The sequence below is a fragment of the Nocardioides sp. Iso805N genome (assembly GCF_000364605.1).
Classification (GTDB): Bacteria; Actinomycetota; Actinomycetes; order Propionibacteriales; family Nocardioidaceae; genus Nocardioides.
Window position 1 is genome coordinate 309,482 of sequence record NZ_KB822578.1, and the last position, 26,417, is coordinate 335,898.

Below are 26,417 nucleotides of genomic sequence, written 5' to 3' on the forward strand. Positions count from 1 at the left end.
GGGTGCGTGAATCTTGGACCCGGATGAGAAGGTGGCGCCATGAAGCAGCGCTCCGTGGCGGCCATGATCGCGCTCTCGGCAGTCGTCGTGCTGCTGCTCGTCGCGTGGCTCGCGCCGCTGCCCTACAGCGTCTACCGCCCCGGCGTGACGCTCAACGTGCTGGGCGACGAGAGCCCCGACGGCAAGCCGATCATCCAGGTCTCGGGACACCCGGCCTACCGTGACGGCGGCCAGCTGCGGATGACGACCGTGTCCGTCACCCGACGCGAGACCCGTCTGGGGCTGTGGGACCTGCTCGGCGCCTGGTTCGACCGGGACGCGGCCGTCTATCCCCGCTCCGCGGTCTACCCGGACACCTCCGGCACCGAGCAGGAGGACACCAACGAGGGCGCGGTGGAGATGGCCAGCTCGCAGGACACCGCCACGGCGGTGGCCCTCAAGGAGCTCGGCATCTCGGTGCCGCAGATGTTGGAGATCGTCGCTGTCGTACCGAAGTCTCCGGCTGACGGCCACCTGCAGGCCCACGACCTGCTGGAGCAGGTCAACGGTACCGACGTGACCTCGCCCGACGCGGCGGTCAAGGCGATCCAGGCGGCGCCGGCAGGCAAGCCGGTCGAGCTGACAGTGCTGCGCGACGGCAAGCAGACCACCGTCTCGTTCACACCCGGGGAGAAGAACGGCAAGCCCTACCTCGGCGTCTCGCTCGGGATGGGCTACAAGTTCCCGTTCCAGGTCTCGGTGGACATCGACCCGGCGATCGGCGGCCCGAGCGCGGGCCTGATGTTCTCGCTCGGCATCTACGACACCCTCACGCCCGGATCGCTGACCGACGGCAAGCCGATCGCCGGCACCGGCGAGATCGAGACCGACGGCAGCGTCGGGCCGATCGGCGGCATCCAGCAGAAGATCCCGGCGGCGCGCGACGCCGGCGCCAAGCTCTTCCTGGTCCCGGCCGACAACTGCAACGACGCCGAGGGCGCCAACAACGGCAGCATGCGGCTGGTCAAGGTGACCACCATGGACTCGGCCGTGAAGGCGATCCAGACCTGGGTGAAGAACCCCAACGCGACCCTGCCGACCTGTGGGAGTGCCTCATGAGCGAGTACGACGAGCAGCGCGACAACGAGCTCGAGGGCGTCGACGGGTTCAGCGGCGAGCTCGACGACGACCTCGACACCGACCCGGCGCTGGCCGCCGCCGTTCTGGAGATCGAGGAGCATGCCGCGGGGGAGGGCTGGGATCGCCCGGCGCGGCTCTACGCGCTGGTCGACACCGCCACCCTGGTAGCGCAGGAGCCCGCCCTGGCCTCGCTGATGGGCCTGGACGCGGCCTCGGCCCAAGGGTCGCTGACACCGATCGAGCAGGACCAGCTCGCCCCGCACGTGCAGCTCGAGGACGTCCTTCCCACGCTGGTGTGGCCGGAGGGCGTGGTGGGCTGTGCTGCCGTCGTAGAGCGGCTCGTGCTGCCGCCGGACGTCAGCGGCGAGATCCCCGAGGACCCGAGCGCCGCGGCCGAGTTCGCCGCCAGTCATCCGGCCCGGCAGGAGGTGCGCATCATCGCAGGCGTCACCCGTGCCGGTGCCACCTACAGCGCGCTGCGGCTACGCTCGCACGACGACGCTGCCTCGGTCGCCGCGGGCGCCGACCTGGTGCCACAGCTGACCCAGCTGCTCGCGGCCACTCTGGAGAGCGACGCGTGAACACCCCCTTCGGCTCCTCGCTGCGCGACCCCGCTGGACCCGCCACGGCGTACGGGGACCCCGCATGAGCGAGCACTACGACGACGACCGCGCCGAGGCGCCCCGATCGTCGGGCCGGCTGCGGGTGCTCACCGCGAGCGCGCTCGTGCTCGTCATCGCCATCGTCCTGGTCAACAGGTTCGCGGTGTTCTACACCGATCGCCTCTGGTACGACTCGGTCCACGCAGGCCACGTCTTCACCACCCTGTTCTGGACCAAGGTGGGGCTGTTCGCCGTCTTCGGCGTGCTGATGGCGGTCGTGATCGGCGGCTCGATGGTGGCCGCGTTCCGGGTGCGGCCGTTCTTCACGCCGGAAGAGGAGCACAGCAGCCTGAGCCGTTACCGGGACGCGATCACGCCGATCCGCACCTGGCTGCTGATCGGCGTGAGCGTGGTCAGCGGCATCTTCGCGGGCGTCTCAGGTGCCGGCCGATGGCGCTCCTACCTGCTGTGGCGGCACGGCGGCTCCTTTGGACAGAAGGACCCGCACTTCCACAAGGACGTCGGCTTCTACGTCTTCGACCTGCCCTGGTGGCACTTCCTGGTCGACTTCGCCCTCACCGCGACCGCGCTCGGCCTGGTCGCAGGAGTGGTGGTGCACTACCTGTACGGCGGCATCAAGCTGCAGGGCAGCCAGCGGATGACACCGGCCGCGCAGGCGCACGTCTCGGTGCTGCTCGGCGTGTTCGTGCTGCTCAAGGCGGTCGACTACTGGCTCGACCGCTACGACCTGGTGCACAGCAGCGGGCCGCTGTTCACCGGCATCGGCTTCACCGACGATCACGCGGTGCTGCCGGCCAAGAACATCCTGACCGGCATCGCGGTGATCTGCGCGGTGCTGCTCTTCCTCAACGTCTGGCGCCGCACCTGGGAGCTGCCCTCGATCGGGCTGGCGCTGCTGGTGCTCTCCTCGGTGCTGCTCGGGCTGATCTGGCCGGCCATCGTGCAGGGGTTCCAGGTCAACCCGTCCCGCTCGGACAAGGAGCGGTCCTACGTGGCGGCCAACATCGCCGCGACGCGGACGGCGTACGCGATCGACGACGCGCACGTGCAGGAGCAGACCTACCCGGACACCGCGAACGCGTCGAAGGCGAACGCGGACGCCCTCGACGAGCAGGCATCCTCGCTGCCGGTCGCCGACCCGGTGGCGTTGCAGCCGCAGTTCGAGCAGACCCAGCAGGTGAAGTCCTACTACCAGGTGACCAACCCGCTCGACGTCGACCGCTACTCCGTCGACGGGCAGGACCGCGCCGTGGTGCTGGGTGTGCGCGAGGTCAAGGACAGCGGCATCACCGGCAGCGACCGCAACTGGACCAACCTGCACACCGTCTACACCCACAGCGACGGCGTCATCGCCGCCTACGCCAACCAGCGCGACCGGTCGAACACCACCGAGAGCCGCGACGTGCAATGGGCTCAGACCAGCGATGTCGACGACATCAGCGGCGGACCGTTCGAGGACCGGATCTACTACGGCGAGGACAGCCCGAACTACTCCGTCGTCGGGCGGCCGAAGGGCGCCTCCTCCGTCGAGCTGGACCTCGGCAGCAACGGTTCGGACAACGCCACCACCACGACGTACGACGGCGAGGGCGGGGTGGCGATCGACTCCACCTTCCGGCAGCTGCTCTACGCGGTGAAGTTCGGCTCTGCGAGCTTCCTGCTCAGCGAGCGGGTCAACGACCAGTCCAAGGTGCTCTACAACCGCGACCCGAAGACCGCCGTGCACAAGGTCGCGCCCTGGCTCACCCTGGACAACAACCCCTACCCGGTGGTGACCGGCGGACGGATCGTCTGGGTGGTGGACGGCTACACCACCACCGACGAGTACCCGGAGTCCGAGCGCAAGTCGCTGCGCGACATGACCGACGACGCCTCCCAGGCGACCCCGGGTCTGCGCGCGCTGCCCAACGACGACATCAACTACATGCGCAACTCGGTCAAGGCGACCGTGGACGCCTACGACGGCACCGTGACGCTCTACGAGTGGGACTCCGACCCGATCCTCAAGGCGTGGGAGTCCGCCTTCCCCGGCGTGGTCAAGCCCAAGGCTGACATCCCGGCCAACCTGCTCACGCACCTGCGCTACCCCGACTACCTCTACAAGGTGCAGCGCTACCAGCTGGCTCGCTATCACGTCACCAATGCCACCGACTTCCTGCGCGGCTCGGACCGCTGGCAGGTCCCGGAGTCGCCATCGGTGCCCGGCCACCTGCAGACCCCCGCGCGGATGTTCCTGGACTCCGCCGACGGCACCCAGACCTGGTCGATGACCTCGACGTTCGTGCCCGACAGTCGCAGCAACCTCGCGTCGATCATGACGGTGAACTCGGAGGCCGGGTCGAGCAACTACGGGAAGATCACCTTGCTCACCGGCTTCGACCAGAACGCGAGCGGGCCGGCGCAGGTCTACAACGCGTTCCGGAACAACACCAAGATCGCCGAGGTGATCGGTGCCTTCGCGCGCAGTGGCAGCTCGGCCGTCTACGGCAACCTGCTGACGGTGCCGCTGACCAAGGCGGGCTTGCTGTACGTGCAGCCGGTGTACGCGGTGCAGGCCACCGGGTCGCCCTCCTCCTACCCCGTGCTGGCCTATGTGCTGGTCTCCTACGACGGCCAGCTCGGCTACGGCCCGACCCTGGGCGATGCGCTGACCGACGCGCTGAAGAACGGGGGAGAGGGCAGCACGACCACGACCCCCGGCGGAGGTGCGACGGGCTCGCCCACGCCGTCGCCTACCGGCTCACCTTCGTCCGGTCCGTCAACGTCGCCCTCCACCTCGCCCGCCAACACCGGCGCGGCCGCGTTGCTCGAACAGGCCAAGGCTCTCTTCGCCCAGGCGGACGAGGCCGGCAAGGCCGGGCAGTACGTGAAGCGTGAGCGGTTGATCAAGCAGGCCGAGCAGAAGGTCTCGCAGGCTGCCGGGAAGCTGTCCGCCCAGCAGTGACCTGCTCCCGATTTGGCCCGGATGTGGGCCCGGGGTAGTGTTCTACCTACCGACGCGGGGTGGAGCAGCTCGGTAGCTCGCTGGGCTCATAACCCAGAGGTCACAGGTTCAAATCCTGTCCCCGCTACAAAGGTTCAGGCCCGGAATCCACGGATTCCGGGCCTGAAAGCATTTGCCGCCCGGCGGAGTGGGATGCGCGCCGCGGGATTGCGGCCGCTCAGGCTAATGGCACCCGACCCCCGCGATGGTGGCCGATGTGAGTGTCGTCGGGTCCCTCGGAGCGGCGGACAGGCACGTTCACCTGGATCGTCGGCGGCGAGGACACCGCTGGTCGGCCGGCATCCCGTTCGCCGTCCTCGCCGTGGTCGCGCGTGTCCTGATCGTCAGGCTGCCGCTCACCCCCGACGAGGGCGGCTATCTGCTGGCGGCCTCGCAATGGCATCTGGGCACGTCGACGTACGGCGCCTATTTCGTCGACCGGCCCCCGTTGCTGATGGCGATCTATGCCGGTGCGGACCTGCTGGGTGGTGGGCTGGCGCTGCGTGTCATCGGCGTGGTGGCGGCGGCGGTCGCGGTGCTGATCGCCGGCCGGATCGGTGGCCGCGCCGCTGCCGCTGCTGCGGCCGTCTTCGTGATCACGCCGTTGTTCGGCACCGGCAACGTGGACGGCGAGCTGCTGGCGCTCCCGCTCGTCCTCGGCGGCCTGTTGATGCTGGTGCGTGCCCTCACCCCGGCCGAGCCTCATCTGGGCCGTGTTGCGGCAGCTGCCGGGGTGCTGGCGATGGCGGCCGTCCTGGTCAAGCAGGACATGGTCGATGTCTTCGTCGGGGCGGTCGGGGCGAGCGCGGCGCTGGCGGTGGATCGGCGGTGGCAGCACCTCAGGGAGCTGCTCATCGGATTCGCGGTCGGCGCGCTGTCAACCGGGGTTTCGGCGCTCGGCCTGGCATGGCTGCGTGGCACCTCGCCGACCCGACTCTGGGACGCCTTGGTGACCTTCCGCGTCCAGGCAGGAGCGGTGATCTCCGCCAACGGCGACGCAGCGGGCGGAACCACGGAGCGCCTCCATGTCATGCTCCGGGCGCTGGTCCTCTCGGGCGCTCCGCTCGTCGCCGTCGTCGCTCTGGTGGCAGCGGGCATGCCGCCGATGGGCCCCTCCCGGGGAAGAGCACCCGAGCTCGACCTGCGGTGGGTCGCTGTGCCGGTGCTCACCTGGGAAGCCGTCGGCGCCCTCCTGGGCGGCAGCTACTGGCTGCACTACCTGATCGCGCTGATCCCAGGCATCGTCCTGCTCGTCGCCGCGGTGCCTCTGCACGCCTCGACCTGGAAGCGACGTCTGCTGGCCGGCGCGCTCGTCATCGCCGGGATCAGCACGTCGGACCTGTTCGCGCAGGGTGTGGCGCACCAGCCCGCCCCGAGCAGTGATGCCCAGGTCTCGGCGTACCTCGCCGCGCACCGGCGCTCGGGCACGACGGTGGTGGTGGCCTTCGGACATCCGAACATCGTCTATGACGCCGGCATGACGAGTCCCTATGAGCACCTGTGGAGTCTCTCGGTCCGGGTGCGCGACCCGAGACTGTCCGAACTGATGACGGTCATGGGCGAGCCTCAAGCCCCGCAATGGGTCGTGGTCGCAGGCGCCTCCCTCGACACGTGGGGCGTCGATGCCACTGCTGCGGAGCAGGTGCTGCGCCAGCACTATCGGCTGGCGACGACGGTCGAGGACTGGCGCGTCTTCGAGAGGAACTGACCGCGACGGCGTGGCTACTGATCTGCCGAGGTCGGTGCCGCGGCCGGAAGCCTGATCTCGAAGACGGCGCCGCCCGATGGCGCGCGCGTCTGCAGCGTCACGTCGCCGCCGACACTGCGCGCCACCCGGCGGGCCAGGGCGAGGCCCAGCCCACTCCCGCCGCTGCGCGTCTGGCCAGGGACGAAGATGGCCTCGGCATCGCGTTCCTGCACCCCCGGGCCGTTGTCGGCGACCCGGATGAGGGTCCAATCGCCTTGTTGCGCAGCGGTGATCTCGACGTGGTCCGCGTGCTGGACGGCATTCTCCAGGACGGGTGCGATGGCGCGCGCCGCCAGCGCGGGCGTCACAGCCACGCGGGGGTCGCAGGCGAGTGCCACCTCGATCCGCTCTGCGTCCGGAAGGTCTCGCAGGAGAGCGCGTACGACGGCCTCGACGTCCGCCTCGTCGGTGTGGGCGCCCGTCGCCTTGGAACGCGCCAGGTCGACCAGCCCGGTGATGGTGGCCGCCATGTCATGACACGACGCCGTGATGTATCCCAGGTCCTCGCGCAGCTCGTCGTCGAGGTCGTCGCGGTCGGAGATGACCTCGGCGGTGGCGAGCACGGCGGTCAGGGGCGTTCGCAGCTCGTGGGCCAGCTCTGAGGTGAGACGCTGTTCGTCGAGGATGGCGCGGCGTACGCGATCAAGGAGCCGGTCGAGGGTGTGGCCCAGCGCCCGGATCTCGTTGGACGGCGGTCCCAGACCGAACCGACGGTCGAGATCGTGCTCGCTCCATGCCTCGGCGGTGTGTGCCATCTGGGCCACCGGCGCGAGCGCGCGACGACTCGCCCAGGCGACCAGGATCGTGGCGAGGACGACGATGACGCCGCCGATGCCGACCGAGATCGCCAGCGCGCCGTGGATGATCTCCTGATAGCTGTCGAGGCGCTCGGAGATGACCACGACACCGTGCGCTCCGGTCGGGGTCGTGAACGGCTGCCCGAGCAGTTCGAAGGCGTCACCGATGTGCGTACGCCGAGCGACCTTCGTGGTCGACAGCTCGTCGAAGACGTGTGCCTGCGATGGCGGTACGACCCCCGCGACGAGCGCTCCGGTCTGGTCGTAGACGGCGACGCCGGGGTCCATCCGGGCGTCCGGGATGGCGAGCAGACCGCTGGACGTGCCCGCCTCGGCTGAGCTGATCACCGCGTCGGCGCGGTCGTCGAGCACCTTGACGACGGCGCTGTGCGAGGAGCGTGAGAGTGCGACCTGGATGACGAGGACGAGCAGCACCGCCACCGTCGTACCGAAGATGGCGGTCACGCTGACCAGCCGCCGCCGGTAGGACAGGTTGTCAGCGCCGAAGCCGAACCACGAGGCGACCCTTCGCAGGGGCGTCATCGCTGGCGAAGGCCGGGTGGGGGAGCTGTTCACGAGACCTTGAAGCCGACCCCGCGCACGGTCTCGAGGGACAGCGGCGACGCGATCGACTCCAGCTTCACCCGGACACGCCTGATGAAGCTGTCGATCGTGTTCTCGGCCACGATCGCACCATCGGGCCACGCTGCTGAGACGACGGCCTGACGGCGTACGACCTCGTCGGGCCGTGACAGGACCGCCGCCAGGATCCGGTACTCGGTCGGCGTCAGAGCCACCTCCCCGGTCTCGGACCGGACGGTGTGTCGCAACGGGTCGAGGACCAGGGCCGCGTCGACCGGATCGCGCCGCGCTGCGCGGCTGATCAGGACGTTGAGCCGGGCGACGACCTCCTTGATCTCGAACGGCTTGACGACGTAGTCCTCGGCTCCGACGGCGAAGCCCTGCAGCTTCTCGTGCGTGCCACCCAGCGCAGTGAGGAAGAGGACCGGGGCGTCCTGGCCGGCGGCCTTCAGCGCCTGGACCACGTCGCGACCGTCGGCGTCGGGAAGACCGATGTCCATGACGATGGCGTCCAGACCGGCTTTGGTGCCGAAGAGACTGATCGCCTCGGCTCCGTTGAAGGCTGCGACCACCGCCATGCCGGCCTGCTCCAGGCCGCGGCTCAGGGCGCGCCTGATGGCCGGCTGGTCCTCGCAGATCCCGATCGTCGCCATGTCCTGATCCTCGCATCCCCTACGCGACGGCGTCGGTGTCCGAGGGCATGGGCGCCTCCGTGCGATCGACGGACGTCGCGCTGAGATAGACCACGACGGCGAGGATCGCGGCGAGGAAGCCGAGGCTGGGCCACAGCGTGCCCAGGCCGAGGCCGCCCTCGGGCTTGTCGAGGGAGAGGTAGTCGCCGATGTTGGCGCCCAGGGGCCGGGTCAGGACGAAGGCGACCCAGAAGGCGGCAACGGCGTTGGCTCCGCTCCTCCAGGCGATGAATGTCAGTGCGATCAGGCCGAGTGGCAACAGGATCGAGACGCCGGGGGTCCAGCCGGTGAGCTCGACGGTCCAGTCGCCGAGCGCGGTGCCGAGGGCGAAGGTGACCAGGACGGTGAGCCAGTACCAGCCCTCGCGGGACCGGGTGTTGACGGTGTGGATGGACAGCGTCCGCTCGCGCACCCACCAGGCGGCGAAGACGGTGGCGAGCAGGACCGAGAAGACGGTGCTGCTGATCCACAGCGGCACGTTGTGCCCATCGGTGAGGTTGTCGGTCAGCAGCGTGCCCTCCACGCTCACCAGCACCACGGTCAGCCAGTAGATCCAGGGTGTGTAGCGGCGGGTCCGGAACTGCACTACCAGCGCCGCCACCAGTGCCACGCCGAAGAGGACCGCCGTGTTGAGCAGCCCGAAGCCGAGCGTCTCGTTGATGTAGTCGGCGAAGCTCTCACCGACGCTGGTGCACAGGATCTTGATGACCCAGAAGTAGACGGTGATCTCCGGGACCTTGTTGAGCATGGTGCCGCGCGTGATGGGCGGCGTGGTCTGCGTCGTCATACCGGGGAGCGTCACGGCCCGGTTGTGCCATTCGCCTGACCGCACGGGTGCCACTCGCGGGCCTCGAGCCCCGCCGGTCAGGTGAATGGCATCCCCGAGCCGTGGAAGATGGAGGCGTGCAGCAGGTCGAGTTCTGGGCGGGGCTCGCTGCGCTGTCGCTGGTGACCACCGGGTTGGCGCGTTGGGCGCGAGTGGGTCTCGGATGGCAACCGGCGCTCGCCCTGCTCCGTGCGACGGTGCAGCTCGGCGTCGTGGCGGCGCTGCTGCGCGGCGTCATCACCGTGCCGTGGACGGTCGTTGCGTTCATCGTCTTGATGCTGACCACGGCGTCGTGGACCTCGGGAGGCAGGCTCTCCCGCCTGCCGCGCGGCCGCCGGTCGGCGGCCCTGGGCGTGGTCGGGGGTGCGACCGCGGCTCTGGTGCCCGCACTGGGTCTTCGGCTGGTCACCCTCGACACCCAGCACGTCGTGGCGATCGGCGGCATCGTGATCGGTGGGGCGATGAACGCTGCCACCCTGTCCGGACGGGGCTTCCTGCACACCGCCGCGCTCCGCCGCGATGAGGTGGAGGGCTGGCTCGCACTGGGAGCGACCCCGGTCCGGGCCTACGACGACATCGCACGCCGGTCGGTGCGCGAAGCGCTGCTGCCGAACCTGGACCAGACGCGAGCCACCGGCCTGGTGACGCTTCCCGGTGCCTTCGTCGGTGCGCTCTTCGGCGGCGCCGGTCCCCTCGAGGCCGCGAAGTTCCAGCTGGTCGTGCTCGCGTCCATCGGTCTGGCGATGCTGGTCTGCGGTCTCGTGGTCACCGGTCTGGCGAGCCGATCGCCGTACGTGATCGTGGATTGAGGCCGGGCGCGCCGCCCGGCCTGCCATCTACCTGACCGGTGCGCATGCAACGGGCCCTTCGGCTGGTACGCCGTCCTCGCGGCACCTAGCGTCGTCGCCATGCCGCTGCGCAACCGCCCCTTCCCCGCACCCAAGGTCCCCGAGGTCTTCCTGATCTTCTGGGTCATCAAGCTGCTCACCACCGGTATCGGTGAGACGGCTTCGGACTTCCTCGGCACCTGGAGCATCCCGGCCGCGGCTGTCATCGGCGTGGGCGGGTTCTTCGCATCGCTGTGGTGGCAGACCCGCGCAGCGACCTACCACCCGATGCGGTACTGGATCACCGTCCTGTTCGTCGCCGTCTTCGGCACCATGATCGCCGACGGTCCACATGTAGCGCTCGGTACGCCGTACTACGTCGACTCGACGATCTACCTCATCCTGCTCTCCGGACTCCTCTACTGGTGGAAGCGGACGGAGGGCACGCTCGACATCCACTCGATCACCACCAGTCGGCGAGAGCGGTTCTACTGGGGCACGGTCCTGATGACCTTCGGCCTTGGCACAGCGCTCGGCGACACGACCGCGCAGAACCTCCACATGGGGTACGGCTGGTCGGTGGTGCTCTTCGCCGTTCTGATCGTGGTACCGCTGGTGGCCTGGCGACTGGGTGTCAGCTCGGTGATCTGTTTCTGGGCGTCTTACTCGCTCACGCGACCGCTGGGTGCCAGCATCGCCGATGGTCTCGCCGTCGGCCGGCACGCCAGTCCGCCCGGCCTCGGGTGGACGACAGGGCTGGTCACTCTTGTCGGCCTGGTGATCTTCGCCGCGCTGGTGGGCTATGTCGCGGCGACGCACACCGACATCGAGGGCTCACACGCAGCACATGGGATCCAGAGCGACGACGAGCTGCCGACGATGGACGCCGAGCTCGACTGACTCCTCTTCGTGCAGCCCCCCAGTGCACGCCGGCCATCAGCGTCCTGATCGGCCGGGTGGCGAGGAGTACGGCGGCGCCGGCGGCTATCGCGATCAGCCCGAGGAGCGGGGCGGTGTTAGTCGAGGGCCGTCGTGGGCCGAGTTTCGTCCCGACCGCGGCGAAGACCGGGGCGAGCGCGATGATCATGACCGGGTTGATCGACGGCACCCAGGAGACCGGCATCTTCCAGCCGAAGAGGTTGCGGTCGAGGCGCTTATCGAGCCTTGAGTGCCATGAAGCGCTTCTTCGCCGTACGAACGGCCAGGCTTGGCCTGACGCTACGCCCGCACACTCGCGACCGGCTACTGCGTGCTCGGAGGACCGCCCGGTCAGTCCTCGTCGCGGCCTTCGGCGTCCGGCGCGGCGCCGAGCCCGCTCTTCTCCAAGGTGCGGATCGCCCGGGTGAGGGCGAGCCGTTGCCGGTTCAGGGTCCGAAGCGCCGGCGCCCGCGGGTCGGAGAAGGGCGCCAGACGTGCGTGGTCGCGCCTGACCTCGCTCTCGACGCGGGTCAGCGTGAGGTAGACCTCCGGGTCGGAGTCGAGTCCTTCCTGCTGTCGTGCCAGCTCGGCGGCGACGAGCCGGATGGCGGTCAGCTCGACCGGGTCCAGCTGGCTCGGGCTCCTCGGCCGACGCGGGCGCAGCCAGGCGCGGTCGGCCCACGTCGGCGAGATCGCCATCGATGCCTGGGTGAGCGCACGCTGCAACGAACGGCCGTATCCGCTGTACAGGCCGACCCAGACGGCCACGTCGTACAGGGCCTGACGGCGGGCGGCGGTGGTGAGGTCGACGTGATAGGGCGCGATCGGGTTCGTCGTGGCCACGGCGAGCAGCGGCATCAACGCGGTCGACTTGGACAAAGTACGCAGCCGAGCCGGGTCGGGTGGCTCGCCGGTCTCGGTCAGGTCGAGGCGATCGGTGAGATCCGCACGGGTCACGTCGAGCGCCGCGCGGAAGCGGGCGCGCCGGTCGTGGGGTAGATGCTCGGCGAGGAAGTGACCGTAGGCCAGCAGCAGGTAGGCGTGCAGCTCGACGTCATCGATCCAGGGCTCGGGGAGACGCTGAGCGGTGGCGATCTCCCTGCTGCGGCTGCCGAACAGCGCGCGCCCGATCGCCGTGGCGACGACGGGGGAGCCCAGGTAGTTCTCCATCGGGTGTCGTGCTGCAGGCAAGGCGATGTCGAGCACCCAGGGGAAGCGGTGGGAGATGCCACGCAGGCCGGTGACGGGATCTGCCCCGCCCCAGACGTTGAGCCACCAGGCGAGGTTCTCCGGTGGGTCGCGCAGCACCTCGAGCCTGTCGCTGCCGCGGTGCAGCGCGAGGTGTCCGGCCGGGGAGCCGAGGGTGATCATGCCGGCCACCGTGACGCCCGCTGGCAGCCGCGTGAGCAGGTCAGCGGCGACGATGCTGCCCAGGCTGTGCGCGACGAGGACGATCGGGCCGGACTCGGGCAGGGTGGCGAGCACCCGGTGAAGGGTGTTGGCCCGGGTGGCGTCGTTCTCCAGGTAGCGGCGCGCCTGGGGGAGTGCGCGCATCGCTGCCGGCACCGTCTCGGCGGCCAGCGGCGTCAGCCGGCCGGCGCTGTGCGCGCCCAGTTCGTGCTCGAGCTCGGCGGTGGCTCGCTCCACCCGCCAGCGCAGCTCGTCTCGTTGGCTCGTGGTCAGGCGGCGAACCGTCTGAGGGGGCAGCGGATGGTTCTCGTCGCTGGGGTAGCGCAGGGTGTTGGGGTACTTCGGCGCTCTGGCGTCGACATCGTCGAGACCCGGGTAGCCGGCGGCGCGCAGCGCGTGGGCCAGTACGTCGCGCCAGGCGTCGTCGTGGTCGGTGCCGATGCCGTGGAGGTAGATCAGCGTGGGTGTCATGAGGGTCCCCATGATGCCCTGCTGGGCTGCGACGTCGGTGGTGGAGCCACGGGGCGGGCGGGCCGACTGCGTAAGCCGGCGGGCCCGCCCCGTCTGCACGCCGCTAGGCGTGCACGTCTTCACGCTCGCCCGTGGCGTGGGCGGTCTCCGCCGCCACGTCGGCGAGAAGCTTGCTGGCCGCGTCGAGCGGGGCGTCGGGAGCGATCACGCTGATCGACACACGCCGGCCGTCGAGCATCGAGAGGACCAGCACGTGGGTGTCGTCGTGCGGGAAGCAACCGGTCTTGACCCGGCGTCCCGTCACCTGCACCGAGCGCGGACGGTCCTCCCAGTCGGGGGGTGAGTAGAGCACCCGGGCGATCCGCCCTTGCTCCGCGGGCCAGAGGGCGAAGAGCCCGTCCAGTTCGTCGGTGAGCCGGCGACTCCGCGGCCACCACGTCCCGTCGGAGAGTCGAGGAGCCGGCGCTGTGCTCAGCGCCAGTCGGGTGGGTTGGCTGTCAGTGGCCATCGGCCACCGCCTGTCGGTTGCTGCCGTGCCGGGCTCGCGATGGAGCCGGCAGTCGCAGTCGTGGCCCCAGGGTACCGCTGCCGAGACGCCGGGCCCGACCCGTCCCATCGTGGCGACCCGATCGCAGTCGGAGCGCCCTGCTCCGGCGTACGTCTCCGCGCTGCGGTTGGACCCTTCGACAAGCTCAGGGACCGGAATGCTGTGATCAGTCGCTCGAGCTCGCGCGGAACGTCAGCGCATCGCCCCACGCCTTGTCCGCCGCCCCGGCCTCGAACGTGGCATCTCGATCGCTCCTCGTCGCAGCATCGCGGTGGTAACCGGCAAGCCCGACGGCCCCGAGATCGTCGGCGAAGTCGGCAGCGGCGCGGTGCGCTGTCGCCGCCGTCCGGTGAGCCTCTGCGGCTCCGTCGTGGGCGGCAGCAGCGGACTCCAGGGCGGTCTCCGCCTGGTGGCGAGCTGCCAGGACGCTGTCGACGTTGCCCGTGCGCCACCAACGGCCGAGTTTGGCACTCCATCCGGGTGCACGACCGGCGATGTCGGAGCGCGCATCGCGGGGCTCGGCCGCATCAGCCATGTCGCGCCGTCCGGTCCGGCCGCGAGCGAGGCACGGTCATCTCGACCATCATCTCGGCCTCGAAGCTCTGCTCATCCGCCCTATCCGGGGAGCCCAGCCCGGGCGGGGTGACGCGAACGCGAGCCGCTCGAAGGCCCCTGCGACCGCGTCGTCGGTCGCGTCGGGTGCGACGACGACCAGGCTCGTGCGCGACCCGTCGAGCATCGCCAGAGCGATGGTGTGCGCGGCCGTCGGCGGAAGTGTCCGGGCGCGGAGGAGGCCTCGTCGACGGGGGATCTCGACGAGGTCGGGGTGGTCGTCCCAATCCCATCGTGAGTACGAGACGCCGACGATGTGACCTTCCACGATCGGCCAGCTGCCGACCAAGGACGGCAGCTCCACGGTCAGGAAGCGCTCGTGGGGCCACCACAGGCCGCCGACGTCGGCACAGCTCGGCGAGCACTGAAGCACAAGCCTGGCGCTGCGAGGTCGTGCGCCTGCGTCGCTGCTCACCGCATCGCTCCCGTATCGCCCGCCCGCTCCTCGACGCCGACCGCTCGAAGCCGCGCCCACACGGTCTTGCCGCCGGAGGCATGCCGTTGCACTCCCCAGGCGCCGCTGAACGCTTCGACGAGGAGCAGCCCCCTCCCGGTGCTCACCGTCGGATACGGGCTACGGCGGACCGGCAGGAGATCGGAGGTGTCGAAGACACTGACGACGAGGTCTCCAGCGCGCAGCAGCAGACCGAGGGTGAAGGCGCTCCGTGCGTGCACGATGGAGTTGGTCGAGAGCTCGCTGGCGATGACGCGCGCGTCCGGGACGAGGTCGGCGAGCCCGCGCTCCACGAGCACGTCGGCGACGAAACCGCGTGCGAGCGAGACGCTCGGTGCCGCGCACGGCAACTCCATCGTTAGCTGCCACTCGTCCATCGCAAGCCGTTCACAGCACGTCGACACGGACGTCGTCGCGTGGTCCAGGCGAGACGATGAGGAAGTCATCATAAGCCCGTTCGGACGTCGAGGCCATGGCGCTGCAGTAGCGTGGAGGTGTTGCGACGGCTTCTCGTGCACTGGCCGCTATGAGTGCCACCCGGCGAGGAGCCGACATGGCCGGAAGCCGGTACGACGGCGATCGTTCGCGGGTCGCCGCTGCGTGCCGTGCATGCGTCCGTGACACCCGAGTCGACGGTGGTGGTGTGGTGATGCTGTCGAGCAGGCAGACCCGCGTCCTGCTCCATGCCACGGATCGGGTGGCCCGCGCGGTGGAGGACCTCCAGTTCGCGATGGGCGTCGGGCCCAGCTTCGACGCTGCGTCCAGTGGTCTGCCGGTGCTGGTGCCGGACACCTCGGTCTGCACCCCACAGACCGATCGATGGCCGGGTCTCGCCCCGGAGCTGGCGGCCTTGGAGGTCGGCGCGGTCTTCGCCTTCCCGGTCCGCGCCGGTTCGGTGGCGCTCGGAACGCTCGACCTCTACCGCCGCTCGCCCGGTGACCTGAGCGGGGACGAGATCCAGGTCGGGCTCGAGAGCGGCACGGTCATCGCCGAAGAGCTCCTCCGGCCGAGCACTCCGATGGAGGTCCCGAACGCCCGGCTGAGGTCTGGTGGCTATCCCATGAGCGTCCACCGCGCGGCTGGCATGGTCATGGTTCAGTTGGATACCACCATTGACGATGCGCTGAGTCGGCTGCGCGCGGCGGCTTACCGCGAAGGCGTGGAGGTCTCGGCTGTCGCAATCGAGATCTTGGATGGTGTGCGCAGGTTCGATGGGAAACAGTCATGAGCGCCGTACAGCAGCCTTTTCACCGTGACGCCGAGTTGGCGAAGCGCTTCGTCATGCTCGCCGACAGCCTGGTCGACGACTTCGACGTCGTCGAGCTCCTCGATCAGCTGACCCAGACATGCGTCGACCTGCTCGGCGTGACGACCGCAGGTCTGCTGATCGTCGACGCGGGCGGGGCCCTCCATCCGGTCGCCTCCTCGACCGAGACGACGCGCGTGCTCGAGCTCTTCCAGCTGCAGAACGACCAGGGACCCTGCCTGGAGTGCGTCAGAACGGGTGAGTTCGTCCAGGTCGATGACGTCGACACCGCGCTGCGCCGGTGGCCGCGGTTCGGGGCGGCCTTCCAGGACAGCGGATTCGGCTCAGTCGTCGCGCTGCCGATGCGGCTGCGGTCGGAGACGATCGGCAGTCTCAACCTCTTCAACGCCGAAGGTGTGGCGGCACTCTCGGCCAGCGACCGCAGGATCGCCCAGGCCCTGGCCGACGTCGCCACCATCGGGATCCTGCAACAGCGCACCGTGCAGCGCTCGTCGCTGCTCGCCGACCAGCTGCAGCGCGCCCTCGAGACGAGGATCGTGATCGAGCAGGCCAAGGGAGTCCTGGCCGAGTACGGCGCGGTGGACATCAGGGCCGGCTTCGAGGCCTTGCGTGACTATGCCCGCAAGAACCACCTCAAGCTCGGCGACGTCGCCACCATGCTCGTGCACCGCGAACTGCAACCGGGCGCCATCATCACGCAGGCCCGAACCTGAGGCACGAACCTTGCTCGACATCTGCCGATCCGAGGCTTCTGGGTCCGACCTGCTAGGTTGAACACGTCAAACGGCGCGGGGTGGAGCAGCTCGGTAGCTCGCTGGGCTCATAACCCAGAGGTCACAGGTTCAAATCCTGTCCCCGCTACCAAGGTGATGTCGCAAGACATCTGCAAGGCCCGAACCTACGGATGTGGGTTCGGGTCTTGGTCATTTCAGCGTCGGCTCGCGGCGGGTCGATGGTGAGTTCTCGTAGGAGTTGGCCGCCCCCTCGGCCACCGTGTGCCAGCACCCGTCCCGATGCTGCCGTTCACGACTGACTCGACCGTGGAAGACCTGGGCCAGACATGGCTCGGGTTGACGCTCGACACTCTCGATCGCGTGCTGAGAGTCCTCAACCGGGTGTCGTCGAAGGCGAGGCGAGCCAGCTGAGCTCACGGTGTCGACGGCGTACGCCGAGATGTGACCAGGAGAAGCAGGGCCGCGAAGGAGCCGCCGACGGCCGCGACGAGCGACCACAGCCGGCCCGAGACGGTGAGTGACAGCGCGTGGTCGAGCGACCATGCGCCGGGGCCCGTGGCGGCGAGACCGATCGCGACAAGGGCAACGAGGGCGACGTACTCCCATCCGCCCTTGAAGACGAAGAATCCCTTGCCGTGATGGTCGGTCAGCGCGGCGACGAGCATCAGCCCGACGAAGCCCGTCGCCGCCAGTCCGGTGAGCAGACCGAGGGTCATCAGCAGCCCTGCCCCGATCTCAGTTCCGGCGGCCAGCCGTGCGTGCAGCCAACCGGGCCGTAGGCCGAGCGCCTCGAACCAGCCCGCGGTGCCGCGCAGACCGCCGGACCCGAAGATCTTGTTCCAGCCGTGCGCGCACAGCATGCAGCCGAGCGCGACGCGGATGATGAGCAGACCCAGGTCGAGGTGCACCGCTGTCTCTCCGCCCCCGTCCTCAGAGGACGGCGCCGCTGACCTTCAGGTCGATGATCTCCTCCATCGACAGCCCGATCTCGCCGAGCACCTCGTCGGTGTGCTCGCCGTGCTCAGGGGCTCGACGTACGTCGCCGGGCTGCTCGTTGAACTGGATCGGCGCCGAGACCAGCTTGAACGGCGTGCCGTTGGCGTCCTTGAGGTCGGCGATGTAGTCGTTGGCGACCACCTGCGGGTCATCGACGACCTCGATCGGGTGCTGCACCTTGGCCCACGCGCCGTTGAGGGTGGCGAGGATCGGCTCCCATTCCTCCATCGTCTTGGCGCGGAACGCTTCCGAGAGGGCGGCGATGCAGGCGACGTTGTTCTGGCCACGCTTGGCATGGCTGTCGAACCGCTCGTCGTCGATCAGGCCGGGCACCCCGAGCGCGGTGACCAGCTCGGGCCAGAACCGGTCGGACTCGAGCATGACCAGTGTGACGAAGCGACCATCGGCGGTGGGGTAGCTGTTGACCAGCGGGTTGGGCGCCCGGTCGGGGGTGTGCTTGGGGTAGCTCGTCTGGTTGAACGCGTAGGCGCCGGCGATGGTGCCGCCCATCGCCCATGCGCCGGTCGCGAGCAGCGAGCCGTCCACGACGATCGACTCGCCCGTGCGCTCGCGGTGGAACAGCGCCGTCGAGATGGCCCCGGCGAGCGCCAGGCCGCCGAGCGTGTCGCCGAAGGCCGGGCCGGGCATCGTGACCGGGAATCCGAGGCTGTCCGGGCTCACGTTCGACGCGATGCCGGAGCGGGCCCAGAAGGAGGTCAGGTCGTAGCCTCCGCGCTCGGCCTCGGGGCCGCGCTGGCCGGCGGCCGAGCCGCGGACGTAGACGATCTTGCTGTTGCGGGCGCGGATGTCATCGACGTCGATCTTCAGCTTCGCGCGCGCCGAGGGCCGGAAGTTGGTGAGGAAGACATCGGCGCTCTCCACAAGCTTCATCAGCAGCTCGTGACCCTCAGGCGACTTCAGGTCGAGCGCGACGCTGCGCTTGCCGCGATTGGGGAGCTCGAACATGTGGGAGACTCCGCCCGCGGGAACCAGGCCGGAGCTGACGAGCCCGCGCTGGGGGTCACCGACCTCGGGATGCTCGATCTTCAGAACATCGGCGCCCCACTCCGTCAGGATGGCGCCTGCCACCGGCACGTACGTCCAGGCCGCAACTTCAACGACCCGGATCCCGTCCATCACACCGACCACAACGACACTCCGATCAAATCTGACTGCATGTGCATGAAAGTGTGCCATGAATGTGCGCTCCATCACAGAGTGTTGCGCGAGAAATCTCGCCAGGCCACCTGAATCGATGGTTGTCGACACTCTCTTTCTGACGCTACATTCATAATGGCGCAGCACTGCTTCGTGCGCCGCGACGTGAGGCCCGGAGGAAGTGGAGGCGGTTAGATGGCAGACCCGGAGGGGCGGATGCTCCCAGAGGTGACGGCGGAGTCCCGGGCGTTCTGGACGGGAGGGTTCGAGCAGGAGCTGCGCATCTATCGATGCCAGGCCTGCAGGAGCTGGATCCATCCGCCGGTGGGAGCCTGCTGGCGCTGCCGTAGCCGTGACGTCGGGCCGGAGGTGGCCTCGGGCCGGGCGAAGGTCGCGGCCTACTCGATCAACCACCACCCGTGGTTCCCCGCCTTCCCACCGCCGTATGTGGTGGCGGCCGTGGAGCTCGACGAGGATCCCAGCGTGCGCCTGACGACGTGCCTGGTCGACTGCGACGTCGACCAGGTCGAGGTCGGCATGGCGGTCGAGGTGGTCTTCGACGAGCAGGACGACGTGGCGCTCCCGCTGTTCCGGCCGGTGATGGCATGACCTTCGTCGAGGATCGCGCCGTCATCACAGGCGTCGGACAGTCGCAGATCGGGCGTCGGATCGGCCGCACCGGCATTGATCTCGCTCTCGAGGCGGCCGAGCGAGCAGTCGCTCATGCTGGGCTCACCTTCGACGACATCGACGGCATCGCGAGCTACCCCGGACCGGTCGCCGCCGAGGGCGGATTCGTCGGCGCGACGACCCATGACGTCCGCGACGCGTTCGGGTTGCGGACGACCTGGCACGTGAGCGGCGTCGAGACCTCGGGCCAGATCGGCACCATGCTCGATGCGGCGGCAGCTGTCGCCTCCGGCCGGGCCACGCACGTCCTTTGCTTCCGCTCGGTCTGGGAGGCGACCGCCCAGGCGGCGGGGCGGGCCGCGGCGTTGACCGGCAAGGCTGTGCGCGCCTCGGGGCACTCCGAGTTCCGGATGCCGTTCGGTGCCGCGTCTCCTGCCAACTGGATCGGCATGTACGCCCAGCGCTACATGCACGAGTTCGGCCTCACGCGCGAACAGCTCGGCAAGCTCGTCATCAACGCGCGGCACAACGCCGGTCTCAACCCCCAGGCGATCTATCGCGATCCGATGACGATGGACGACTACCTGAACGCGCGCATGGTGTCCTGGCCCTTCGGGCTCTACGACTGCGATGTGCCGGCGGACGGCGCCACAGCGGTGATCGTCTCCAGGCGGGAGGCGGCAGGGGGCCTCGCCAACGCGCCGATCTCCATCGAGGCTGCGGGCGCGGCTCTCTATGAGCGCCACAGCTGGGACCAGCGCGCGGATCTGACCACGATGGCCTCGCATGATGCTGCGGCGTCGATGTGGGAGACGACGAGCTTCACCGCCGGCGACGTCGACTTCGCGACCCTGTACGACGGGTTCAGCTATCTGTGCACACAGTGGATCGAGGCCTTCGGCTTCACCGAGCACGGCAAGGTCGGACCGTTCCTCGACGACGAGGAGAACTACCGCCTCGAGGGCCGGTTGCCGATCAACCCGCACGGTGGTCAGCTCTCGGCCGGCCGGCTGCACGGCTACGGCTTCGTCCACGAGGCCTGCGTGCAGCTGTGGCGGCAGGCCGGCGAGCGCCAGATCCCCAAGGACGTCGAGCTCGCCGCCGTCGGCGTCGGTGGCGGCCCGGAGGCCGGCTGCATGCTGCTCCACCTCGCCTAGTCGGCGAGCGCCGTCGGGCTCCGTTCGAACAGCCGTCTGCTCGAGCGGAGCCTGCCGCAGGTGGCGGGCTCAGTCGGCCCGCACTTCGATGACCGTCTTGCCGACGGCGCGACGCTCGGCGACGTAGGACAGCGCCTCCCGTGCCTGCTCGAGCGGGAAGACCGCGCCGACCATCGGATGGATGCGCTGCGAGGTCCACAGCTCGATGAACTCGGCGCGGTCTCGGGCGGCGCTGACCGGGTCGTGCCGATCGAAGGTCCGGACCTCGAGGCCCTTGATGGTCACGCCCTTGAGGAGAACGAGGTTGAGCGGGATCCGGGGGATCGCGTCGCTGGCATACCCGAGCGTGATGAACCGCCCGCCCCAGCGCATCTCGCGCAGCGCCTCCTCGGCACGATCGCCCCCGACGGGGTCCAGGACCACGTCCACCGCGCCGGGGCCGATGGCCTCGCGCAAGCCGGCCCGAAGTCCGTCGGTGGCGTAGTCGACGAGGTGCGTGGCTCCGCGGGACCCGGCAGCTGCCAGCTTCTCGCGAGTGGAGGCCGCCGCGACCACGGTGGCGCCGAGCCGGGCCGCCAGCTCGACCGCGGCAAGGCCCAGGCCGCCGCCGGCCCCGAGTACCAGCACCGTCTCGCCGGCCGTGACAGAGGCCACCGAGCGCAGCGCGTGGTAGGCGGTCAGGTGGCAGACCCAGGTCGCCGCGGCGTCGGCGAAGCCGATCGATGCCGGCACGCGCACGGCGGAGCGGGCGGACGCTACGACGTACTCCGCGAAGGCGCCGGGCGCGAGTACGGCGACGCGATCGCCGACCGCCCAGCCATTCACCTGCGGGCCGATCGCGACCACCACACCAGCGGACTCGTGCCCCGGGGTGAACGGCAACGGCGTCGGGGTCTGGTAGCGCCCCTCGATCATCAGCGTGTCCGGGAAGTTCACCGCGGCCGCGTGTACGGCGACCAGGAGCTCGCCCGGCCCTGGTACCGGGCGCGGGACGGTGTCCAGCTGCACCGCTTCGGGTGTTCCGAGCTGGTGGATGCGAGCGGCGAGCATCGTCGCCGCCCCGGGGATGCTCGTCATGGTCATCTCGCTTCGTCTCGCCTCACATCGCCCAGAGTAATTGCATTCTCGTATCCGGGTAACTAGATTCCCAAGCATGGACATCGAATCGCTCAGTAGGTGGATGGACGCCGAGGGTCTCCCTGGCGATGGCGAGCTGGCGGAGGTCACCTCCCTGTCCGGCGGATCCCAGAACGAGCTCTACGCCGTCACCCGGGGTGGTGCTCGGATGGCCCTCAGGCGTCCCTCCGCCCACGGCATCGAGGCGGGCACGAAGGTCCTGATGCGTGAGGCCCGGCTGCTCAAGGCGCTCACCGGCACCGACGTCCCGCATGCTGCCTTCCGGGGTGCGACGGACGATCTGGCCGTCATCGGCGCCCCCTTCTACCTGATGGACCTGGTCGACGGCTGGAGCCCCATGGCTGGCGGGTGGGCCGCGCCGTTCGACACTGACCTGGAGGCTCGTAGCGGCCTCGCCATCCAGCTCGCCGACGGAGCTGCCAAGCTCGCGCGGGTCGACTGGTTGGCTCAGGGCCTGGAGGGCTTCGGCAAGCCCGAGGGCTTCCTGGATCGACAGGTCGATCGGTGGCTCACCCACCTGTCGACGTACAAGTTCCGTGACATCCCCGGCATCGATGAGACCGCACGCTGGTTGCGCGACCACACGCCGAGGACCTTCGAGCCCGGCATCATGCACGGCGACTACCAGTTCGCCAACGTGATGTACCGCCACGGTGCTCCGGCGGAGCTGGCCGCCATCATCGACTGGGAGATGACCACGATCGGTGACCCGCTGCTCGACCTGGGCTGGGTCCTGGTCGGCTGGCCGCCCGAAGGTGACGCGATGGAGCACGCCCGCTACCTCAACTACGACGGCATGCCGGCTCGCGAGGACATGCTCGAGCACTATGCGAAGGTCAGTGGCCGCGACGTCTCCCAGATCGACTACTACGTCATCCTGGCCCGCTTCAAGCTCGCCATCGTGCTGGAGGCGAGTGTCGCCCGCCACGCCAAGGGCGAAGCCGACGACCGCGTCGCCCGCTTCGGCCCCATCGTCCTGGAGCTGATGGAGTTCGCGGCCTCGCTGTCGCGGACGACCTCTCTTCGCTGACCATCCGGACCTCGCGCAGCAACCAACAAGGAGCCATGCATCATGTCCTGGGACTTCGAGACCGATCCTGAATTCCAGAAGAAGCTGGATTGGGTGGACGAGTTCGTCCGCCACGAGGTCGAGCCACTCGACCTCGTCTGGCCGCACGACAACTACAAGCCGCTCGACGACGAACACCGCCGGATCGTCGACCCGCTCAAGCAGCAGGTCCGCGACATGGGGTTGTGGGGCTGTCACCTCGAGCCCGCGCTCGGTGGTCAGGGCTATGGCCAGCTCAAGCTGGCGCTGCTCAACGAGATCCTCGGCCGCTCGACCTGGGCCCCGGTCATCTTCGGGACCCAGGCACCCGACACCGGGAACGCGGAGATCATCGCCCACTTCGGCACACCCGAGCAGAAGGCGACCTACCTCCAGCCGCTGCTGGACGGCGAGATCTTCTCGACGTACTCGATGACCGAGCCCCAGGGCGGCGCGGACGTGTCCGGGTTCGAGACCACGGCGGTGCGCGACGGCGATGACTGGGTCATCAACGGATCGAAGTTCTTCTCCTCCAACGCCCGCTACGCGACCTTCTTCATCGTGATGGCCTACACCGACAAGGAGGCCGGACCGCACGACGGCATGTCGATGTTCCTGGTGGCCGCCGACACGCCGGGCATCACCATCGAGCGCAACCTCGCCCTCATCCACGAACCGGCCGAGGAGGGCTCCGAGGCCTACATCCGCTACGAGGACGTGCGGGTGCCGTCGACCGCGCTGCTCGGCGAGGAGGGCAAGGCGTTCCAGGTCGCGCAGGTGCGCCTGGGCGGGGGCCGGGTGCATCACGCGATGCGCACCGTCGGCCTGGCCCAGCGTGCGCTCGACATGATGTGCGAGCGGGCCCTGAGCCGGGTCACCCGCGGGCGTTCGCTCGCGGAGCGCGAGACCGTGCAGAGCTACATCGCGGAGTCGTACGCCCAGCTGACGCAGTTCCGTCTGTTCGTGCTGCGAACGGCATGGCTCATCGACAAGACCCAGGACTACGCGCAGTGCCGCAAGGACATCAGCGCGATCAAGTTCCTCACGCCCAAGGTGCTGCACGACATCGTCCAGCGGTCGGTCCAGGTGCATGGCGCCCTCGGCGTCACCCAGGACACGCCGCTGGCGAAGATGTGGATCACCGCTCCGGTGATGGGCCTCGTCGACGGCCCGACCGAGGTGCACCTGCGCCAGGTGGCCCGTGCCGTGCTCAAGGAGTACGACGCCACCGACAGCCTCTGGCCGACCGACCACATCCCGTCGAAGCTGGCCGCCGCCACGGCGAAGCTCGGCATGGCCTGAGTCGTGGGACTCAGCCCGACCAGTAGAAGGAGAAGGACATGGCAGAGGACCTGACAGGACGCCGGATCATCGTCACCGGCGGCGCCAGCGGGATGGGGGCCGGCCTCGTCCGTGCGCTGCCCGCCCTCGGCGCGGCAGTCGTGTCGGTGGACATCACCGCCGACCCGGGAGAGTCGATCGCCCGCGACGCCGGCGCCGGGTTCGTGACGTGCGATGTCGCAGACCCCGACGCGGTCGACAAGGCCTTCGGCGTGGCGGTGGACGGTCTGGGTGGCCTGGACGTCCTCATCCACGCCGCGGGCGTCGCGCCGGGCGCGCCGGCCGAGGAGATCGATCTCGCCGCCTGGGACCGCGTGATGCGGATCAACGCGACCGGCACGTTCGTGACCAATCAGGCGGCCTTCGGCCACCTCAAGGAGCACGGCGGCCGGATCATCAACTTCGCGTCGGCCGCCGGCATCAAGGGACTCAAGGGCAAGGCCGCCTATTCGGCCAGCAAGGGTGCCGTGGTCGCCTGGACCCGGACCGTGGCCCAGGAGTGGGCGCGCTACGCGATCACCGTCAATGCGATCGCGCCGGCGATCTGGACGCCCATGTACGACACGACGCGTGCCTCGATGACCCCGGAGCAGCTCGCGGCCCACGACGCCTACATGGCGACCGCCGTACCCCTGGGCGGCAAGCTGGGCGACGTCGACCAGGACTTCGTGCCCGTCCTCGCCTTCCTCGCGGGGGAGGGGTCGCGTTTCATGACCGGTCAGGTCTTCCCGGTCGACGGCGGCACCCTGATGATGCGCTGAGCCCGTACGCAGACGAAGGGCGCCGCAGCTCCAGCTGCGGCGCCCTTCTGTCTGGGTGTGCGTCCTACGGAATGCCGCCGTCCGAGCGCACGATCGTGCCCGACGTGTAGCTCGACGCGTCGCTGGCCAGGAAGAGCGCGGCCCCGACGATCTCGTGGGGCTCGCCGACCCGCTTGAGATGGAGCCGCTCCGACATCTTGTTGGTGTGCTCCATGTCCCACGCGGCGGCGACGTCGGTGAGGTACTGCCCGGGCATGAGCGTGTTGACGCGCACCTCGGGACCCAGCAGCTGGGCGAAGCCCTCGGTCATCGCGTTCAGACCGTTCTTGGCGGCCGCGTAGGGGATGATCGAGCCCATCGGACGTAGTGAACCGGTGCTGCTGACGTTGATGATGCTGCCGGACCCCTGCCCCTTCATCCGGGTGCCGACGAGCTGCGTCAACCGGAACGGCCCCTTCAGGTTGAGGTTGAGCACGCTGTCGTACATCTTCTCGGTGACGTCGGTGACCTTGTCGTAGACGGGGGACATGCCGGCGTTGTTGACCAGCACGTCGACGCGCCCGAAGCGCTCGTACGCCGCGTCGACGAGACCCTCGATCTCGTCCCAGCGACCCATGTGGCAGGCGTAGGCCAGGGCGGAGCGCCCGGTGGTCTGCTGGATCTCCGCGACCACCTGCTCGCAGGCGTCCAGCTTGCGACTGGCGACCACGACGTCGGCGCCGGCTGCAGCGAACGCCAGGCTCATCTCCCGACCCAGGCCTCGGCTGCCGCCTGTGATGAGGGCAACCTTGCCCTCAAGGCTGAACAGAGCGAACGGCGAGGGAGTGTCGCTACCGGACCGTGTCGTGGTCTCATGAGTTCCGGAAGTCATCGGTCTCCTCAGAGCAGAATTGGATTACCCGTGCAGAAGAACGATATACCACCCTCGGCCGCGCCGGCGGTCGGCGATCGGGTCGCGCGTGCGGCCGCGCGACGGCTCGAACGCCAGCGCCGCAACGCCGAGGACGAGGTCGGTCGCCTGCTGGACGTGACGATCGAGCTGATCGAGCGCTCGGCGCCGGTGATCCCGTCGGTCTCGGACATCGTCGCCGCCGCGGGCATCTCCAACCAGACGCTGTACCGCACGTTCGGCAGCAAGGACGAGCTGATCCTCGCCGTGCTCGAGCGAGGGACGCTGCGCGTGGCCGAGACGCTGCGTGAGCGGATGGCCGCTGTCGAGGACCCACGCGACCAGATCCTGACGTGGATCCACATCGTGCTGCGGCAGGTGAGCGACGAGGACCTCGCCCGCACGAGTCGCTCCGTGCTCGGATATCTCAACCAAGCGGGGGCGGCGGTGCAGGCGGGGAGCCAGACCGAGCTCCTCAAGCCGATCACCGACCTGCTCGCCGAGCCACTTCGCGCCCTCGGCTGCGACCCGGACCGTGACGGTGCATGCGTCTCGGACCTGGTCGTGGGGGCGATGCGGCGTCATCTCTGGAACGCCACCGCGCCGTCGGCCGAAGAGCTCGAGGAAATGGGTCGATTCGTGCTGCGCGGACTGCGAGCTGAGCGGTGAGCCCGGTGAGCCCGGGGAGCCC

General features: G+C 69.3%; 26 protein-coding genes and 2 tRNA genes. 16 read left to right on the forward strand and 12 right to left on the reverse strand.

Features of this window, described 5'->3' with window-relative positions:
* Positions 1–39 precede the first annotated feature (39 nt).
* The 5 genes from H036_RS0111325 to H036_RS0111345 all read left to right on the forward strand — a co-directional run bounded on the left by H036_RS0111325 (position 40) and on the right by H036_RS0111345 (position 6,433).
* The gene (locus H036_RS0111325) at positions 40–1,098 is read left to right on the forward strand and encodes a YlbL family protein (protein WP_017934902.1); all 1,059 of its coding nucleotides are present in this window, start codon (positions 40–42) and stop codon (positions 1,096–1,098) included.
* Complete coding sequence (locus H036_RS0111330) at positions 1,095–1,700, forward strand: PPA1309 family protein (RefSeq protein ID WP_017934903.1); 606 nt, start codon at positions 1,095–1,097, stop codon at positions 1,698–1,700. Before H036_RS0111325 ends, H036_RS0111330 begins: the two co-directional genes overlap by 4 nt.
* 64 nt (positions 1,701–1,764) lie before the next feature.
* Positions 1,765–4,686: a UPF0182 family membrane protein gene (locus H036_RS0111335; protein ID WP_017934904.1), complete on the forward strand. Its 2,922-nt coding sequence runs from the start codon at positions 1,765–1,767 to the stop codon at positions 4,684–4,686.
* A gap of 53 nt (positions 4,687–4,739) precedes the next feature.
* A tRNA-Met gene (locus H036_RS0111340) sits at positions 4,740–4,813 on the forward strand.
* 129 nt (positions 4,814–4,942) lie between these two features.
* Complete coding sequence (locus H036_RS0111345; RefSeq protein WP_157417270.1) at positions 4,943–6,433, forward strand: hypothetical protein; 1,491 nt, start codon at positions 4,943–4,945, stop codon at positions 6,431–6,433.
* A gap of 14 nt (positions 6,434–6,447) precedes the next feature.
* Here H036_RS0111345 and H036_RS22600 read toward each other — a convergent pair whose 3' ends face one another.
* From H036_RS22600 to H036_RS0111360, 3 genes are read right to left on the reverse strand one after another with little or no spacing between them, the layout of a single operon-like run.
* Positions 6,448–7,812 carry a sensor histidine kinase gene (locus tag H036_RS22600; RefSeq protein ID WP_017934906.1) on the reverse strand — a complete coding sequence of 455 codons (1,365 nt, stop codon included), beginning with the start codon at positions 7,810–7,812 and terminating at the stop codon, positions 6,448–6,450.
* A 29-nt stretch (positions 7,813–7,841) separates the two neighbouring features.
* Positions 7,842–8,504: a response regulator transcription factor gene (locus H036_RS0111355; RefSeq protein WP_017934907.1), complete on the reverse strand. Its 663-nt coding sequence runs from the start codon at positions 8,502–8,504 to the stop codon at positions 7,842–7,844.
* A 19-nt stretch (positions 8,505–8,523) separates the two neighbouring features.
* Positions 8,524–9,330, reverse strand: a complete 807-nt coding sequence (locus tag H036_RS0111360) for a COG4705 family protein (RefSeq protein ID WP_017934908.1) — start codon at positions 9,328–9,330, stop codon at positions 8,524–8,526.
* A gap of 116 nt (positions 9,331–9,446) precedes the next feature.
* Between H036_RS0111360 and H036_RS0111365 the strand changes: the two genes are divergently transcribed.
* On the forward strand, positions 9,447–10,178 hold the full coding sequence (locus tag H036_RS0111365; protein WP_017934909.1) for an ABC transporter permease: 732 nt from the start codon (positions 9,447–9,449) through the stop codon (positions 10,176–10,178).
* A gap of 99 nt (positions 10,179–10,277) precedes the next feature.
* Positions 10,278–11,096, forward strand: coding sequence for a COG4705 family protein (locus tag H036_RS22605; RefSeq protein WP_017934910.1), 819 nt, complete (start codon positions 10,278–10,280; stop codon positions 11,094–11,096).
* Positions 11,097–11,465: 369 nt separating this feature from the next.
* On the opposite strand, the gene H036_RS24425 is transcribed toward H036_RS22605, so the two are convergent.
* From H036_RS24425 to H036_RS22620, 5 genes are all read right to left on the reverse strand, one after another.
* Positions 11,466–13,007, reverse strand: coding sequence for a hypothetical protein (locus H036_RS24425; RefSeq protein ID WP_026145968.1), 1,542 nt, complete (start codon positions 13,005–13,007; stop codon positions 11,466–11,468).
* A gap of 91 nt (positions 13,008–13,098) precedes the next feature.
* Positions 13,099–13,503 (reverse strand): DUF5994 family protein, encoded by a 405-nt coding sequence (locus tag H036_RS22615; RefSeq protein ID WP_017934912.1) that lies wholly within the window; start codon positions 13,501–13,503, stop codon positions 13,099–13,101.
* A 205-nt stretch (positions 13,504–13,708) separates the two neighbouring features.
* Positions 13,709–14,077 carry a hypothetical protein gene (locus tag H036_RS0111385; protein WP_017934913.1) on the reverse strand — a complete coding sequence of 123 codons (369 nt, stop codon included), beginning with the start codon at positions 14,075–14,077 and terminating at the stop codon, positions 13,709–13,711.
* Positions 14,078–14,125: 48 nt separating this feature from the next.
* Entirely contained in the window at positions 14,126–14,569 is a 444-nt protein-coding gene (locus H036_RS0111390; RefSeq protein ID WP_017934914.1) for a DUF5994 family protein, read from the reverse strand.
* The gene (locus H036_RS22620) at positions 14,566–14,964 is read right to left on the reverse strand and encodes an ATP-binding protein (RefSeq protein WP_017934915.1); all 399 of its coding nucleotides are present in this window, start codon (positions 14,962–14,964) and stop codon (positions 14,566–14,568) included. Before H036_RS22620 ends, H036_RS0111390 begins: the two co-directional genes overlap by 4 nt.
* 197 nt (positions 14,965–15,161) lie before the next feature.
* Here H036_RS22620 and H036_RS22625 point away from each other — a divergent pair, with 197 nt between their 5' ends.
* From H036_RS22625 to H036_RS0111410, 3 genes are all read left to right on the forward strand, one after another.
* Positions 15,162–15,836 carry a GAF and ANTAR domain-containing protein gene (locus tag H036_RS22625; RefSeq protein ID WP_157417271.1) on the forward strand — a complete coding sequence of 225 codons (675 nt, stop codon included), beginning with the start codon at positions 15,162–15,164 and terminating at the stop codon, positions 15,834–15,836.
* Complete coding sequence (locus tag H036_RS0111405) at positions 15,833–16,588, forward strand: GAF and ANTAR domain-containing protein (protein ID WP_017934917.1); 756 nt, start codon at positions 15,833–15,835, stop codon at positions 16,586–16,588. Before H036_RS22625 ends, H036_RS0111405 begins: the two co-directional genes overlap by 4 nt.
* 74 nt (positions 16,589–16,662) lie before the next feature.
* A tRNA-Met gene (locus H036_RS0111410) sits at positions 16,663–16,739 on the forward strand.
* A gap of 283 nt (positions 16,740–17,022) precedes the next feature.
* Here the strand turns inward: H036_RS0111410 and H036_RS0111420 are convergent.
* Together H036_RS0111420 and H036_RS0111425 are read right to left on the reverse strand one after the other, a co-directional pair.
* Entirely contained in the window at positions 17,023–17,517 is a 495-nt protein-coding gene (locus H036_RS0111420) for a DoxX family protein (RefSeq protein WP_017934919.1), read from the reverse strand.
* A gap of 22 nt (positions 17,518–17,539) precedes the next feature.
* Positions 17,540–18,754, reverse strand: a complete 1,215-nt coding sequence (locus H036_RS0111425) for a CaiB/BaiF CoA transferase family protein (protein ID WP_017934920.1) — start codon at positions 18,752–18,754, stop codon at positions 17,540–17,542.
* Between the two features lie 204 nt (positions 18,755–18,958).
* Here H036_RS0111425 and H036_RS0111430 point away from each other — a divergent pair, with 204 nt between their 5' ends.
* The gene (locus tag H036_RS0111430; protein WP_026145970.1) at positions 18,959–19,372 is read left to right on the forward strand and encodes a Zn-ribbon domain-containing OB-fold protein; all 414 of its coding nucleotides are present in this window, start codon (positions 18,959–18,961) and stop codon (positions 19,370–19,372) included.
* Positions 19,369–20,550: a thiolase family protein gene (locus tag H036_RS0111435; RefSeq protein ID WP_017934922.1), complete on the forward strand. Its 1,182-nt coding sequence runs from the start codon at positions 19,369–19,371 to the stop codon at positions 20,548–20,550. Before H036_RS0111430 ends, H036_RS0111435 begins: the two co-directional genes overlap by 4 nt.
* 69 nt (positions 20,551–20,619) lie before the next feature.
* Here H036_RS0111435 and H036_RS0111440 read toward each other — a convergent pair whose 3' ends face one another.
* Positions 20,620–21,627, reverse strand: a complete 1,008-nt coding sequence (locus tag H036_RS0111440) for an NADPH:quinone oxidoreductase family protein (RefSeq protein WP_232421851.1) — start codon at positions 21,625–21,627, stop codon at positions 20,620–20,622.
* A 76-nt stretch (positions 21,628–21,703) separates the two neighbouring features.
* On the opposite strand from H036_RS0111440, the gene H036_RS0111445 reads away from it, so the two are divergent.
* The 3 genes from H036_RS0111445 to H036_RS0111455 are packed head-to-tail and all read left to right on the forward strand — an operon-like array spanning position 21,704 to position 24,837.
* Positions 21,704–22,717 (forward strand): phosphotransferase family protein, encoded by a 1,014-nt coding sequence (locus tag H036_RS0111445; protein WP_051068663.1) that lies wholly within the window; start codon positions 21,704–21,706, stop codon positions 22,715–22,717.
* A 42-nt stretch (positions 22,718–22,759) separates the two neighbouring features.
* Positions 22,760–24,037 carry an acyl-CoA dehydrogenase family protein gene (locus H036_RS0111450; protein ID WP_017934925.1) on the forward strand — a complete coding sequence of 426 codons (1,278 nt, stop codon included), beginning with the start codon at positions 22,760–22,762 and terminating at the stop codon, positions 24,035–24,037.
* Positions 24,038–24,075: 38 nt separating this feature from the next.
* Positions 24,076–24,837: an SDR family NAD(P)-dependent oxidoreductase gene (locus H036_RS0111455; RefSeq protein ID WP_017934926.1), complete on the forward strand. Its 762-nt coding sequence runs from the start codon at positions 24,076–24,078 to the stop codon at positions 24,835–24,837.
* Positions 24,838–24,901: 64 nt separating this feature from the next.
* Here the strand turns inward: H036_RS0111455 and H036_RS0111460 are convergent, their stop codons facing one another.
* On the reverse strand, positions 24,902–25,708 hold the full coding sequence (locus tag H036_RS0111460) for an SDR family NAD(P)-dependent oxidoreductase (RefSeq protein WP_051068664.1): 807 nt from the start codon (positions 25,706–25,708) through the stop codon (positions 24,902–24,904).
* A 30-nt stretch (positions 25,709–25,738) separates the two neighbouring features.
* Between H036_RS0111460 and H036_RS0111465 the strand changes: the two genes are divergently transcribed.
* Complete coding sequence (locus H036_RS0111465) at positions 25,739–26,395, forward strand: TetR/AcrR family transcriptional regulator (protein WP_017934928.1); 657 nt, start codon at positions 25,739–25,741, stop codon at positions 26,393–26,395.
* The last annotated feature ends 22 nt before the right edge of the window (positions 26,396–26,417 follow it).

Coding starts and splice junctions, on each gene's coding strand:
- H036_RS0111325 (WP_017934902.1), top strand. CDS start 40: ATGAAGCAGCGCTCCGTGGCGGCCATGATCGCGCTCTCGGCAGTCGTC.
- H036_RS0111330 (WP_017934903.1), top strand. CDS start 1,095: ATGAGCGAGTACGACGAGCAGCGCGACAACGAGCTCGAGGGCGTCGAC.
- H036_RS0111335 (WP_017934904.1), top strand. CDS start 1,765: ATGAGCGAGCACTACGACGACGACCGCGCCGAGGCGCCCCGATCGTCG.
- H036_RS22600 (WP_017934906.1), bottom strand. CDS start 7,812: ATGACGCCCCTGCGAAGGGTCGCCTCGTGGTTCGGCTTCGGCGCTGAC.
- H036_RS0111355 (WP_017934907.1), bottom strand. CDS start 8,504: ATGGCGACGATCGGGATCTGCGAGGACCAGCCGGCCATCAGGCGCGCC.
- H036_RS0111360 (WP_017934908.1), bottom strand. CDS start 9,330: ATGACGACGCAGACCACGCCGCCCATCACGCGCGGCACCATGCTCAAC.
- H036_RS22605 (WP_017934910.1), top strand. CDS start 10,278: ATGCCGCTGCGCAACCGCCCCTTCCCCGCACCCAAGGTCCCCGAGGTC.
- H036_RS24425 (WP_026145968.1), bottom strand. CDS start 13,007: ATGGGGACCCTCATGACACCCACGCTGATCTACCTCCACGGCATCGGC.
- H036_RS22615 (WP_017934912.1), bottom strand. CDS start 13,503: ATGGCCACTGACAGCCAACCCACCCGACTGGCGCTGAGCACAGCGCCG.
- H036_RS0111385 (WP_017934913.1), bottom strand. CDS start 14,077: ATGGCTGATGCGGCCGAGCCCCGCGATGCGCGCTCCGACATCGCCGGT.
- H036_RS22620 (WP_017934915.1), bottom strand. CDS start 14,964: ATGGAGTTGCCGTGCGCGGCACCGAGCGTCTCGCTCGCACGCGGTTTC.
- H036_RS22625 (WP_157417271.1), top strand. CDS start 15,162: ATGGCCGGAAGCCGGTACGACGGCGATCGTTCGCGGGTCGCCGCTGCG.
- H036_RS0111405 (WP_017934917.1), top strand. CDS start 15,833: ATGAGCGCCGTACAGCAGCCTTTTCACCGTGACGCCGAGTTGGCGAAG.
- H036_RS0111430 (WP_026145970.1), top strand. CDS start 18,959: ATGGCAGACCCGGAGGGGCGGATGCTCCCAGAGGTGACGGCGGAGTCC.
- H036_RS0111435 (WP_017934922.1), top strand. CDS start 19,369: ATGACCTTCGTCGAGGATCGCGCCGTCATCACAGGCGTCGGACAGTCG.
- H036_RS0111440 (WP_232421851.1), bottom strand. CDS start 21,627: ATGACGAGCATCCCCGGGGCGGCGACGATGCTCGCCGCTCGCATCCAC.
- H036_RS0111445 (WP_051068663.1), top strand. CDS start 21,704: ATGGACATCGAATCGCTCAGTAGGTGGATGGACGCCGAGGGTCTCCCT.
- H036_RS0111450 (WP_017934925.1), top strand. CDS start 22,760: ATGTCCTGGGACTTCGAGACCGATCCTGAATTCCAGAAGAAGCTGGAT.
- H036_RS0111455 (WP_017934926.1), top strand. CDS start 24,076: ATGGCAGAGGACCTGACAGGACGCCGGATCATCGTCACCGGCGGCGCC.
- H036_RS0111460 (WP_051068664.1), bottom strand. CDS start 25,708: ATGACTTCCGGAACTCATGAGACCACGACACGGTCCGGTAGCGACACT.